Source organism: Sphingomonas sp. ID0503, assembly GCF_048565625.1.
Taxonomy (GTDB): Bacteria; Pseudomonadota; Alphaproteobacteria; order Sphingomonadales; family Sphingomonadaceae; genus JBLZUR01.
The window spans coordinates 3189723-3202247 of sequence record NZ_JBLZUR010000002.1; the positions used below are offsets into that span (position 1 = coordinate 3189723).

Here is a 12525-nt window from a genome sequence, read left to right on the forward strand (position 1 = left end):
CTCGGCGATGACATCCACCCCGCTGATCCAGATCGTTCCGAACGGGAACACGGGCAACCGGATGATCCAGCATATCCTGGCGCTTGGCATCCAGTCGCATGTTCCGTCCGCCCGCATCGTCGGAACGCATCTGCCGGAATGGAACATCTCGGTGCCGTACGAGGAGACCGATGCTCCGGTCCGCCGGCTGGTCGGGCACCGCGTCAAGTTCCGGACTGCACTGAAGCGCCTTATTTCCGGCGATATCGGGGGCGTGCGCATCTCCACGCCCTGCTCGCGGATGGAATATCTGGAACGGTATATCAAGCTTGCGCGGCGGGCGTTCAGGATGAAGCCGGTTCCCAACATGGATCTTTCGGACAAGCTTGTCATACACGTCCGCTTGAACAAGATGGACAAGCTCCGGCAGGGGCAGGCCAGCCTCGGTCACAGAGACTATCCGGCATTGCCCATTGCCTATTATGAGCAGCTGGTCGACGAGACGCATCTGGAGCCGCTGTTTGTCGGCGAGTTCGGTGAAGACCCTGTTTCGGTCGCTCTGAAGAAGAGGTTTCCCGCCGCATCATTCATTCGGCAACCGGATGCGATGAAGGACTGGCGGCTCATCTACTCGGCGGAGACGGTTGCGATCAGTCCCAGCACGTTCTCCTGGCTGGCGAGCTGGCTGTCCCCTTACAGCCGGACGATCTATCTGCCGATGGCAGGGTTCCTGAATCCGGAGCAGCGGCCAGACATCGATCTCCTCCCGATCCGCGACCCGCGCTTCAAGTTCTACGACTTTCCGGTGGAACACTGGACTGCCTCTCCGGATCAGATCGGCAGGGTCGTTGACGGCCCCGGAAGCAAGGGACAATTGACCAACGAGCAGGTGGCCGAGCGTCTACAACAGGCGGACGTCCGAAGCGCGGAGATGCAAGCGGCACGCGCCGGGGACATCGACACGCCAGCCTTAGCCGAAGAAGGCGAATCGCGGTGACAACACCTCTGCGGCTTCTCACCCGCCTTCGAGCCGTGCCCAAGGGCGTGGTTCATGTCGGCGCCAGCACCGGTCAGGAGGTTCCGGAATATGCCGAGGCTCAGCTCCGCGCCGGCTTGTTTGTCGAACCCCTGCTGGAGCCATTTCTTGCGTTGGAGCAACGCGTGGCGGAGCATCCGCAGTTCAAGGCGGTGCAGGCTGTCTGCAGCGACCGGGACGGCGCCGAGGTGAGCCTGAACGTTGCCTCCAACGGCGGCGAGTCCTCCAGCATACTGACGCCGGCAGCACACACCGTCCTGCATGGCAGCGTGACTTTCGACAGGGTCGAGCTGATGCAGTCGCAACGACTGGACACCTTATGCGCACGCGTCGAGCAGGCCTCGCCGGGGTTCATAGATCAGATCGACACTCTCGTCATGGATGTCCAAGGCGCGGAGCTTCTGGTCCTGAAGGGCGCAGTCGAGACGCTTCGTCAGATCAACTATGTCTACAGCGAAGTCTCTCTTCTTGATCTCTACGCTGGCAATGCCAAGTTGCATGAGATCATCGCTTTCATGCGCTTGTTCGGATTCGAGCTGTTCAACTGCAACATCAACCGGAAGTTCTACGGCGATGCGCTGTTCGTCAGAATGTCGCATCTCACGGGCAGGCTGGGGGATGCGCTGAAGGCGTGATGCCGATGCCGTCGGCCATAAGCGAATGTCACGGCGCTTGTTCGGCATCCCGCGAAATCCTATCGTTGTTCCACGAAACGGCAGGCGGCCCGCGATCTGCAACAAGGACTTTTCTGAGTGCACCCTGACGAGCCGACGCCCGCCGAACCCGATCTCGGAAAACTGCCGCCTGAGGTGAAGGAAGCCCTTGGTCGCATCCTTGCACTCCGAGGAGGGGCGAAGGCGCTCAAGCGGGCCTTCGCGGAAGAGCGTAGCTTCCTTGTCCGATCACAATGGATTGAGTCGATCGCCACGCAACAGCCGGACTTCGGCGGCGAGAAGGTGCCGTGGTTCAACTATGCGATGGTGCGGCTGCTTCGCGAGCGGGTTCGCCCGGACATGCGCATCTTCGAGTACGGGTCCGGGTTTTCGACCTTGTGGTGGGCCAAGCACGCGCGGAGCGTCGCTGCGGTCGAGCATCATGACGGTTGGGCCGCGCAGGTCTCGGAGATGATCGCCGAATATAAGAACGCGTCCCTAGAGCATGTTCCTCTGGATGAGGATGGCGAATACTGCCGGGCGGTCCGTCGCGCCGAAGGTGAGTTTTCGATCGTCGTGGTGGACGGTCGGGATCGGGTGAACTGCATGTGGCAGTCGCTGGACAAGCTGACTCCCGACGGTATCGTGCTGTTCGACAACAGCCAGCGGGAAAAGTATCGGCCCGCGATCATGGACCTGCGGGCACGGGGCTGGCGCGAGTTGCAGCTTTCGGGGCTTGCCCCCATGACTTGGGTGGAATCCTACACCTCCCTGCTCTACCGTCCGGAAAATTGTTTCGGATTGTGAGTTTGGATGTGTTTCCGGCCGAGCCGTCGTGATTGATGTCGTCATGCCCCTCCATCCTGGGAAGGGGGATCTCCTCGATCTGCTCAGGGCGGCAAGCTGTATCGGCTCGTTCGTTGCGAGCGGCTCCGAACCGGCCATCGGCAACTACTTCGTCGTTTACCCTCGGGGACACCGGTCGCTTACCACGACGCTGTGCGACCTCTCGCCGAAGGTGCGGCTCGTCTATGAGGACGAACTTTTCTCCACCCGCGAATATGCGGCGATCATGACCTTCGGCGGCTGGCGCCGGCAACAGTTCATCAAGCTCGCCGCCAGCCGTCTGTCCGACCCCTCGGCCTTCCTCGCCTGCGATGCGGACGTCACGAACATCAACCGGGTCGAGATGGACGCCTGCGTCAAGGACGGGCGGGTCCTCTATCAGGCTGGCTCGCAGATCCGTAAGTGGGTAGAAGCATCGTTCGCGCTCGTCGGCGCCGAACGTCCGCAAAACTTCATGTCCGTCACCCCGACTTTTCTATCCCCGGCCGGCTTGCGCCACATGCACGACTTCTTCGGACGGAGCGGCAGCCGAAACTGGGTCGTCAATCTTTCCCGGTCTGCCGAGGCCGGTGTCGAGTGGACCGAGTACACGCTGTATCAGGCGGTGCTGGTGAAGCTCGGTCTGTGGGACGGCCTTCACTTCCGCGGGGCCGGCTACCCCATTAACCAGGGAATTTGGCGACGCTCTCTCGACAACAGCGCACTGATCGAGAAGCTGCAAGCCAGACGCCCGATGTTCTTCGTTTATCAGAGCACACGCGAGGACTTCTTCCTTTCTCAGAAGAAGCTGGCTGCGGCGGGAATGCCGACGCTCGCGACATTGCCCATGGAGGCGCAGCGGGACGTTCAATCCGCGCTTCTTGAGCATCATGAGGTGCGGAGATACTGGAACAAGGCCGCCGAGCCGAGCCTCGGCCGCTTCCGAACGGAGTACACCGACCTCCTTCGGACCATGCTGTGCGGCGGCCCCGCGCTCTCGCAAGAAGAAACCTTCGTCGCGCTGACGATAATGTGGCTGGGCGCGACCCTCGTTGCCGAGCGCCTCATCGACAAGGAGCGTTTCAAGGAGACGTCCAACGCCGCCGCGGCCGCAATGCGCGCATGGGCCCCCCTGCGTCCGGTCATCGATGAATCGGCAGACTTCCAGACCCTGCTGCGCGTCGTGCAAGGCGCGAAGGAGGTTCTTCCGTCCGCCATCGCGTACATTCTCGCCCGCGAAGACACATCACGTCCGCTTTTCCGGCACCTGCTCGTCCGCATGCGGAGCGGTTCGGTGGAAGACCTTCTGGCGATCCTTGACGCACGGATCGAGCGGAGGCGCGTGCCGATGCATGCCGTCACCGATATTGCCGTGTGGCTCTCTCACCGGGATCTTGGCCGCGCGCTGTCGCTCATGCGGAGGAATGCGACGACGTTCCGCAACCGCCCGCATTTCTGGCGAGAGCTGGCGAAGATCTGGACGACCGCCAAGAAGCCGGAAGCGGCCGCACGCGCGACCGAGCGATCGGAGCGGGTGGCGCGTGAGATCGAGGCGCTGCAGCTGGCAGAGCGCCAAGCGGAGCCCGTCGCCGCCTAAATTATCGGCGGACGAGCATTTCCCCCGCTCGATTATAGGCCCAATGTTCCGATCCCTCCCCGTTCCACCGTGCTTCGTTGAAGAGCGAGTTGGAAAAGGACGATCGGGTCAGCCCCACGTAACAGGGCAGGTTCCGGCAGAGGGCGTAGTCGATCATCGATCGCTTTATTGGCGAGTCCGGCAGCACGATCTCGGCGGGCAAGTCCGTCTTGAACAGAAGCTTGAGGCCGTGATCCGCCGCGATGCGGCGCAGCTCTGACTTCGGAACGGTCAGATCGCCCTCATCGCAACATGCCCAGACCGTCGTGGTCTCCGCGAAAGCCGGTGTTCGCCGAAGCTTGCCGAGAATGACATGCGGGTTCGTCGTCACCATCTCGCGTGAGCTGTCGATGCGCTCGGCCACCTTCTTGCGTCGTATATAATTCTGCCAGTCCCGCTCGATCCGGAGCTGCAGGCCGACGCACCCTGTCCGGCCGAGCGGGGCCTGTCCGGCTAGCCACTGCGTGATCGCCGCCGCCATGTCTTGCAGCGGACGGGCGGCAACAAGGGCACGCATCAGTGCGCGTCCGAAGTCATCACCGCGATCGCGGAGTGCGTGGCCGCCGGCCGCAAAACACGCGCTCATCGGTACGAATTCCAGGTCGGAGTCGCCGTCCGCCACATCCGCGACCGATTCAGCGACAGCGAAGAATGTGCGTCGATCGAACAGATCAAATGGGTCGTGAAGTGCCTGCTGCGCCTCCTCGCGTGGTATGTGATCGAGGATGCGCGGGAGCATGCGCGCCTTGAGACCGCGCTTTCTTGCAAGGGCGAACAGGCCTACGATACACATCCGCTGATTGTTCAGGCCCGAGAAGAACGGCTCGGCGGTCAGGACTGTCACTGCAGGTGTGGTCTTGTTAACATTCCGACCTTGTTCCATAGATCGAGGGCCGGCGGCAAACTGGAATTCTTTCGTGGCCCTCGGGTTTATAGCTCGGATTTACCATAGAACAGGGTCTGTACAAGATGGCGATGGAGAACATTGGGTTTGAAGATCGTCTCAACAAGCTTGAGACGAAATTGGACCAGCTCATGGCATTGGCACGATATAGCGCTCTTGGTGCTGATCGGATTCTGTCATTTATCTATAATGATCATATGATCAGACTATACCTGCCGTTTGCCGACGTCGACAAGATCCAGCAGATCATCCTTCAGCATCGGTCTTTCTTCGAAACCAGGTTCCTTGCCGAAGTTGGTGCGATGATACCCGCGAACGCTGTTGTCATCGATGCGGGCGCGAACATCGGCAATCATACGGTGTTTTTCTCCAAGGTCCTAGGCGCCGCGGAAGTGTGGGCTTTCGAGGTCATGCGTGAGACCTACCGTATTCTCGAACGCAACATTGAACTCAATGATCTGAAGAACGTCCGCCCCTTGAATGTCGGGCTGGGCGCACGAGAAGGACGTGCAAACCTTTCCCGGTTCAAGTTGTCGAACATCGGCGGAACGGAGGTCACGGTTGCCGAAGACGGTCTTTACCCTATCCGCGCCATCGACAGCTTCGACATTCCCAAGGTCGATTTCATCAAGATCGATGTCGAGGGTGGGCAGATCGACGTGCTGGAGGGCGCCAAGGAAACGTTGGGCCGCTGCAAACCGCTCGTCTGGGTTGAGATGCGGGCGCCTTATGGCGAGGTTGAACCCGGCACCGCAAAGCTCGAGTCGCTTGGATACACCCTGAAACGCCAGATGACCCGCAGCGACTTCATCTTCGCTCCGCGCTGAACGAGTAGGGGCTCTTTGCCCTTATCGATCGATCTCCCTTCCCGGCAGAGGAGGGGGATCGGCACTTTTATCAAGCTCTCAGCATCGACTCGAACAAGGCGAGTTCGCTGGAGACCGCACGGTCGATGCTGAAGGCCATGGCTGTCTCGATACCCGCCATCTTCATCTCATGTCGTCCCTCGATCGACATGGCGATGAACGCGCGCAGCGCCGCCTTTACCGCCTCGTCGCTTCGCGTATCGACGACGAAGGCGTTCTTGCCGTCCACCGCATATTCCGAGCTGCCGCCCAGCACCGGCACCACCGGGATGCAGCCGGAGGACATCGCCTCAAGCCCGGTGCGGCCGAACGCCTGATAGTCTGAGAGGTCGAGGAACATATCGCTCCGGCGCAGTACCTGCGGCACCTGCGTGCGGCGGAGTTGCCCGTGATTGACCGCCGCCTCGGGTAGCGCGACCCCGGCCAGCTTCAGATCCTCGTCGCTGCATCCGAACACCTCGATATGGACGAGATCGGGATATTCGCGGGCTAGCCAGTTGAGGATGCGCGCGGTGCGGAACGGCGCGCGTCGGCGCGTCTTCGGCCGCACCATCGCCGCAATGACCAGCGGCCCGCCGGTCGGGCGGGAGTAATCCGGGTAATAGATCTCGTGGTCGATGCTCGCCTGCACCCGTGAGACCCGCGTGCCGTGGTTCTGCTCGACCATCGCGCAGATCCAGTCGGTCTTGGCGAACATCCGCATGCCCGGGATCAGCGTGTACGACGCGAAAGCTTCCGACCAGCTCGGCGTGCCATGATCGAAGAACAGCGGCTCGTAATCCTGCACATAATATGCGGGCTGCGGCGGCTGCACCCCCTTCGGGACCGCCTCCATCGCACTGCGGAGGAGTTGGACCGACAGCGCGGTCGTCGCGCAGGCGATCTGCACCGTGCCGATCATCGCGCCTAGCGCCGCCGCGTTGTCGAACTCGCGGATCTGCACCGCAGCGGTCAGCAATTCCGGATAGTTGCGTTGAAAGGTCGCCGCATTGCCGCTGTTGACGAAGATCGAGACGGCGCAGCCCCAGCGGCTGAGCCCCAACGCCTCCTGCACGATAGAATTGGCGCCGCCGCCGCCGCCGGACGCCGGCAGGACGAAGCCGATCGAAAGCGCCTTGTCGTGGGAAGACCGGGGGGCCGGCTTGATGCGGTTGATGGTGTTCATAGCGCCGCGATCGCCTGCCGGAGTGCCTTGCGGAGCTCGATCAACGGCACCGATTCCGCGAGTTGGTTCTGCAGGGCTTGGAAATTCGTGTCCGGGTGCTTGGCGCGCAGGGCCTCGTTGCCCGCCCGGGACAATTGCTTGCGCCGCTCACTGCCGAAACTCGCCGATTTCGAATGATAGACATAGACGTCGTCGGCGATGACCAGATGATGCCCCGCCTTTTGCGCGCGCACGCAAAGGTCGCTTTCCTCGCCATAGCCCATCGGAAAGCTGCGCTCATCCAGATAGCCAAGTTCTTCGAGAACCGACGTCTTCATCAGTGTGCAGAACCCGTTGAGCAGAGGCACGACAGGCCGCTGACGAACCGAGTGTTTGCTGACGACGCGCGCCATCTCCGCCGGTCCGAACCCGTCCGGCAAGGTATTCACCTTCCAGCCGCCGGCGTCGTCCTTGACGTCGGGAACCGACTGCCAGGTGGCCGCATTCGAAACCGGCCCGACGAAGGCGATCTGCGGGTCGGACAACGCGCATTCCATCATGCGCTCCAGCCATTGAGGCGTGACGATCGTATCGCTGTTGAGCAGGACGACCCACGCCGCGTCCGAGCTGGCCAAGCCGCGATTGGCGCTACGGGTGTACCCAAGGTTCTCCTCATTGGGACGAAGGCGCACCCAAGGCTTTCCTTCGGCGAAGCGCCGCAGCATCGATCGCGTGACGAGTTCGGAGCCGTCGTCGATGATCGTCAGCGTGTGCGGCACGTTCGTGTTGCGCAGCACGGAGTCGAGGCACGCGGCGACCTCGTCATGCGCATTGTAGACGCAGATCACAATGTCGATTGACGGAAAGTCGCGCTCCGGCCGCTTCCAGGGAAGAAGCGGCTGGCCGCCCGCCGGCCGCAACGGCGATATCGGCTCGCGCGAGGTCCAGGCGGAGACCATCTGGAGATGCGCAAGCTGGTTCGTGATTCGAGGATCCTCGAAGCCGATGAACCCCCCGTCGCCCGCCTCGTCGTTCTCCACGGCGCGGGTCAGGGTCAGCTTGGCGAGCGACGCGTCGACCAGGCCTGCGAAGGTGAAGCTGAGGAACAGGCCCGCATTGGGGTCGCGCAGAACGGCCTGTGCGGTTTCCTGGATGATGTCCGCGCGGTCGGGCGGGATCATCACCTGCTCCTGCCGTCCTGCCCGGCTGAGGGTCAGCCGGCGCGCGAGCGACGTTATCCTCCTCGTCGTTGATTTCTGAGCGTCCGACGGATCGGCCTGCCGCACGACAACGGATATCTCGTCGATCTGACCCTTCTGCGAGCAGGCCGCAAAGAAGGAAAGAAGGGTGGGAGGACGCCGGAACAGTGCGGCGACGTCCAAATCGGTATCCAGCCGGATACTGCCGCTTTCCACCTTGCCGCGAATCGTAAGGGCATAGACGTCCTCGGCGCCGATACCCTTGGCAGGATCGCGCGCCTCGATCCGGTCGAGCAGGATCTCGGCTTGAGGATTGGGCACCCGGCCGAACGCAGCCCACCCTTCGGTCACGGAAAGCTGGCGCTTGTTCAGGCCCTGCCGCAGCGAACCAGTCCACTTCGTGAAATCGCCATGCCGGATCGCATTAACCGCTGCCCATTGCGGTATGGCGTCTGGACTGTCTTCGACGGTGAACCCGACAGCGCCGATGCCCACCTGCAGGATTGCATAGCCCTCTGGCACCGGGCCGGTCAGCGCGATCTCGAGTTCTGCCGTACCCGCGTAGTCGGCAGCGGGCTTCGGCAGGATAAGGCGCGCCAATCGGTTCGAATAGCCGGCCGAGGCCACCAACTCTGCCTTCACATCGGCGAAATCACCCCCGGGCGTTTCGAGGCGGAGCGTCAGACCGATATCCGCGGATTCGGAGAGATGCTGGTCGATCAGCAGGTCGAGCCTGCGCCCTTCGCCAAGTTCCCTGATCGAGAACTTTGCCGACAGGAGCCTCAGGCCCTTTTCATCCCTGAAGTCACTCAGGTTGAACTGGATTCCGTTGTCGGTGGCCCCGCCAGCCGGCATCAGGTGTTGGAGGAGGGAGGCCGGTACGGTCCAACCGACCGGCGCATTGTCCACCCATTCCCGGAATGCCGGATTGGCGAGCAGGTTGTCGCCCGCGGGCGGAACGATCGTAACCGGCTCGCCCAACGCGAGGCCCGTCGTCGCCTCGACGGCTCGCAACGCCGGCATCTGCGACGGACGTCCGTCCGGCAGAGGGACCGCAAAGGGATAAAGCGTATCGTTCCCCTGCGGCGTGCCGGCGGTCAGCACGTCGATGGTCCGATCGCCTATCATCAGTTCAATCGTGTACCCGGCGGAGCCGGAGCCGGGCACGACGACTACTCCCTCAAGGAAGCTGCGTCCGACCCGCTGGATCAGGATCGAGACCGCGCGTCGACCGAGATGCTCGGCTCCCAGGTCGATTGCCTGCTGGGTGCCAGCCGTTTCAACGCGGATCTCGTCGTGCAGGACGTCATGGGCAACCGCCCCGACATCCAGGGTGAAGACGCTGCGGCCTGATCCGTCGTTGGTCCCTGTCTCCGTGCTTTCAGGAGAAGCGGTGATACGGCCGGCGACGGAGCCGTTGCAGTAGACGACCAGTTCGAGCGATGCAGGTGGCGCCGCGGGATTGGCGTTCACGCAATAGCCTGTAACCACGCCTCCCGCGATCGATAGAAGGCCCCCGCTATAGTCGGCGAACTCCTCTTCCATGAGGGTCTGGTGGACCGGCCTCTTCAGGAAGTCCGCGCCGCCCAGCACCCGGACGCCGAAGAAGTGGCGGCGTCCATCGTAAACCCCCGATGGAACGCGGATCGCGAAGCCGTGCCGTCCGTCGCCAATGCCCTTTGCAGCCAAATCCGCCCGATATTCATCCGCAACGGCCGTCGCCACGACAGTGCCATCCACGACCAGCTCGACATTGGGCCTGTACACCGGATCCTCGGGATCGAAGAACCAGCCGCGGACGCATCCGCTGACCACACTGCCTGCCCGGCCCCGCATGTCGATCGCACTGTCGGCCTCTGACAGAAAAACCTCCACTCGGTTTAGTTGTGGCGGCTATGTGTCCGCACATCCGTTGCAAATGCGAACTCCCGTCCCCCAGGATCCCGCATTGCCGATATCATTAGGTGGAGCAGGCGGGGGCGACAAGCAAGGAATGGCGCCTTGCCGCGGCGCGAGCGGGCGGTTAACGGATGCTATGAGGCCGTCGTGAACCTTGTTGTTATCCCTGCACGCTACGGCTCCTCACGCTTCCCCGGAAAGCCGCTTGCCCAAGTCCGGGGAACCTCGATGCTTCAACGTGTCTGGGCGCTGGTCCGCGCTGGCGCGCCCGAAGCCCGCATCCTTGTCGCGACGGACGACGCGCGGATCGCCGCGCACGCCGTCGCCTTTGGGGCCGAGGCGATCATGACCTCTGACTCGGTCGCGAATGGCACCGAGCGAGCGGCGGCCGTCCTCGCGGCTCTGGACGATGAAGCCCTCTCCTTCATCGTCAACCTTCAGGGCGACGCCGTCCTCACGCCGCCCTGGGTCATCTCCGCGATGATCGAAGCCGGCCGGTCCGGTATCGATATGGTGACGCCCGCGACCGTCATGTCAGCCCCTGCGGCTGAAGCGCTGCGGGCCGCAAAGGCGCGCGGCGAAGTCGGCGGAACGACCGTGGTCTTCGATCGGGAGGGGAGGGCGCTCTACTTCTCCAAATCGATCATCCCGTTCGTGCGGCCGGGCGGCGCGCCCGTGGCGCTCCACCGTCACATCGGCCTGTACGGCTACCGCCCCGACGTTTTGCGTCGCCTGGTGTCGCTGCCGCCCGGCCCGCTGGAGCAGGCGGAACAGCTGGAGCAACTCCGGGCGCTTGAGAACGGCATTCCGATCCAGGTGGTCACCGTCGACTATCGCGGGCGCACCCATTGGGGCGTGGACACGCCCGAGGATCTTGCCCGCTGCGAAGCGCTGATCGATGCCGAGGGCGAACTGCTGACCGCCTATGACGGCAGCGGCCGGGTCGCCGCATGATCATCCTCGCCCGCCACGGCAACACATTCGAACAGGGTTCGACTGCCGTCTGGGTCGGCGCGGCGAGTGACCTGCCGCTGACGACTGAGGGGCATGCGCAGGCGAAGCGTCTGGCAGCGGAACTGCTCCGCCGCGGCTTCGCGCCGGCGACCATCATCAGCGGCCCGCTTCAGCGAACGCGCGCCTCGGCCGAGGCGGTGGCGGCGACCGTTGGTCAGCCGGTGGAGATCGACGCCGATCTGACCGAACTGGACTATGGCGCCTGGGAGGGGCTGACGACCGATGCGGTGGCGGCGCGCTTCGGCATGGAGGCGCTGACGGACTGGGAGAGCCGCCTCGGATGGCAGGCCTGCTTCGGCGAAAGCGAGCAGGCCGTCGACACGCGCGTGCGCCGCTTCCTCGATCGCGCCGCGACCCTGCCAGCCCCCGTTTTCGCCTGCACGTCGAACGGCATCCTCCGATTCGTCCGCAAGATCGTGGAGGGCCGTCCGGCCGGGCGTGCCGCCAAGGTCGCGACCGGTGCTTACTGCCTTCTGGATGCCCGCGCGGAGGGTTTGCGCATCCTCGAATGGAATGTCCGCCCGAATGAAAGCTAACAGCACCGTCACCGTCGGCAATGTCGCGTTCGGCAATCATCTGCCCTTCGTGCTGATCGCCGGCCCCTGCGCGATGGAGAGCCGCGAGCATGCGCTCCAGACCGCCGAGGCGCTGGTCCGCATCGCCGGAGAGCGCGGCATCCCGCTCGTCTACAAGAGCTCCTTCGACAAGGCGAACCGCTCTTCTGCCGACAGCCCGCGCGGCATCGGGCTGGAGGCGGCCCTGCCGATCTTCGCGGAGATCAAGGCGCGTTTCGCCGTTCCCGTCATCACCGATGTCCACGATGCCGCGCAATGTGCGGCGGCGGCCGAGGTCGTCGACATCCTGCAGATCCCGGCATTCCTCTGCCGCCAGACCGACCTCCTCATTGCCGCCGCAAGGACCGGGCGGGTGGTCAATGTGAAGAAAGGTCAGTTTCTGGCACCCCATGACATGGCGAATGTCGCCGCCAAGGTGACTGGCGCGGGCAACCCCGACGTGCTCCTGACCGAGCGGGGGGTGAGCTTCGGCTACAACACGCTCGTCTCCGACATGCGCGCCTTGCCGATCATGGCGCAGACCGGCGCCCCCATCGTCTTCGACGCCACCCATTCGGTGCAGGAGCCGGGCGGTCGCGGCACCACCTCGGGCGGCAAGCGGGAGTTCGTTCCCGTGCTCGCCCGCGCGGCCATCGCAGTCGGTGTCGCCGCCGTCTTCATGGAGACCCATGAGGACCCGGACCGCGCGCCGTCGGACGGCCCGAACATGGTGCCGCTGGCCGATATGCCCGCTCTGCTCGACAGGCTGGTGGCGCATGACCGGATCGCCAAAGCCTGATATCATTGACTAACTTC

General features: G+C 63.4%; 13 protein-coding genes. 10 read left to right on the plus strand and 3 right to left on the minus strand.

Going from position 1 to position 12525, the window contains the following annotated elements; translation table 11 throughout:
- Positions 1-7: 7 nt before the first annotated feature.
- The 4 genes from ACM608_RS16645 to ACM608_RS16660 all read left to right on the plus strand — a co-directional run bounded on the left by ACM608_RS16645 (position 8) and on the right by ACM608_RS16660 (position 4090).
- Positions 8-976 carry a hypothetical protein gene (locus ACM608_RS16645; protein ID WP_419684713.1) on the plus strand — a complete coding sequence of 323 codons (969 nt, stop codon included), beginning with the start codon at positions 8-10 and terminating at the stop codon, positions 974-976.
- 35 nt (positions 977-1011) lie between these two features.
- Positions 1012-1650 carry an FkbM family methyltransferase gene (locus tag ACM608_RS16650; RefSeq protein ID WP_419684715.1) on the plus strand — a complete coding sequence of 213 codons (639 nt, stop codon included), beginning with the start codon at positions 1012-1014 and terminating at the stop codon, positions 1648-1650.
- Positions 1651-1767: 117 nt separating this feature from the next.
- The gene (locus ACM608_RS16655) at positions 1768-2475 is read left to right on the plus strand and encodes a hypothetical protein (protein ID WP_419684716.1); all 708 of its coding nucleotides are present in this window, start codon (positions 1768-1770) and stop codon (positions 2473-2475) included.
- A 28-nt stretch (positions 2476-2503) separates the two neighbouring features.
- Positions 2504-4090, plus strand: coding sequence for a DUF6492 family protein (locus ACM608_RS16660; protein ID WP_419684718.1), 1587 nt, complete (start codon positions 2504-2506; stop codon positions 4088-4090).
- 1 nt (position 4091) lies between these two features.
- Here ACM608_RS16660 and ACM608_RS16665 read toward each other — a convergent pair whose 3' ends face one another.
- Complete coding sequence (locus ACM608_RS16665; protein ID WP_419684720.1) at positions 4092-4646, minus strand: hypothetical protein; 555 nt, start codon at positions 4644-4646, stop codon at positions 4092-4094.
- A gap of 39 nt (positions 4647-4685) precedes the next feature.
- On the opposite strand from ACM608_RS16665, the gene ACM608_RS16670 reads away from it, so the two are divergent.
- Together ACM608_RS16670 and ACM608_RS16675 are read left to right on the plus strand one after the other, a co-directional pair.
- The gene (locus ACM608_RS16670) at positions 4686-5081 is read left to right on the plus strand and encodes a hypothetical protein (protein ID WP_419684722.1); all 396 of its coding nucleotides are present in this window, start codon (positions 4686-4688) and stop codon (positions 5079-5081) included.
- A 17-nt stretch (positions 5082-5098) separates the two neighbouring features.
- Entirely contained in the window at positions 5099-5860 is a 762-nt protein-coding gene (locus tag ACM608_RS16675; protein WP_419684724.1) for an FkbM family methyltransferase, read from the plus strand.
- Between the two features lie 70 nt (positions 5861-5930).
- On the opposite strand, the gene ACM608_RS16680 is transcribed toward ACM608_RS16675, so the two are convergent.
- Both ACM608_RS16680 and ACM608_RS16685 read right to left on the minus strand, forming a co-directional pair.
- Complete coding sequence (locus ACM608_RS16680) at positions 5931-7064, minus strand: glycosyltransferase (protein WP_419684726.1); 1134 nt, start codon at positions 7062-7064, stop codon at positions 5931-5933.
- The gene (locus ACM608_RS16685) at positions 7061-9346 is read right to left on the minus strand and encodes a glycosyltransferase family 2 protein (RefSeq protein WP_419684728.1); all 2286 of its coding nucleotides are present in this window, start codon (positions 9344-9346) and stop codon (positions 7061-7063) included. Before ACM608_RS16685 ends, ACM608_RS16680 begins: the two co-directional genes overlap by 4 nt.
- A gap of 450 nt (positions 9347-9796) precedes the next feature.
- Here ACM608_RS16685 and ACM608_RS16690 point away from each other — a divergent pair, with 450 nt between their 5' ends.
- The 4 genes from ACM608_RS16690 (at position 9797) to kdsA (ending at position 12508) form a co-directional block, all read left to right on the plus strand.
- Positions 9797-10102 (plus strand): hypothetical protein, encoded by a 306-nt coding sequence (locus ACM608_RS16690; RefSeq protein ID WP_419684730.1) that lies wholly within the window; start codon positions 9797-9799, stop codon positions 10100-10102.
- A gap of 186 nt (positions 10103-10288) precedes the next feature.
- Positions 10289-11095, plus strand: coding sequence for a 3-deoxy-manno-octulosonate cytidylyltransferase (kdsB, locus tag ACM608_RS16695; RefSeq protein ID WP_419684732.1), 807 nt, complete (start codon positions 10289-10291; stop codon positions 11093-11095).
- The gene (locus tag ACM608_RS16700; RefSeq protein ID WP_419684734.1) at positions 11092-11691 is read left to right on the plus strand and encodes a histidine phosphatase family protein; all 600 of its coding nucleotides are present in this window, start codon (positions 11092-11094) and stop codon (positions 11689-11691) included. Before kdsB ends, ACM608_RS16700 begins: the two co-directional genes overlap by 4 nt.
- Positions 11681-12508, plus strand: a complete 828-nt coding sequence (gene kdsA / locus ACM608_RS16705) for a 3-deoxy-8-phosphooctulonate synthase (protein WP_419684735.1) — start codon at positions 11681-11683, stop codon at positions 12506-12508. Before ACM608_RS16700 ends, kdsA begins: the two co-directional genes overlap by 11 nt.
- The last annotated feature ends 17 nt before the right edge of the window (positions 12509-12525 follow it).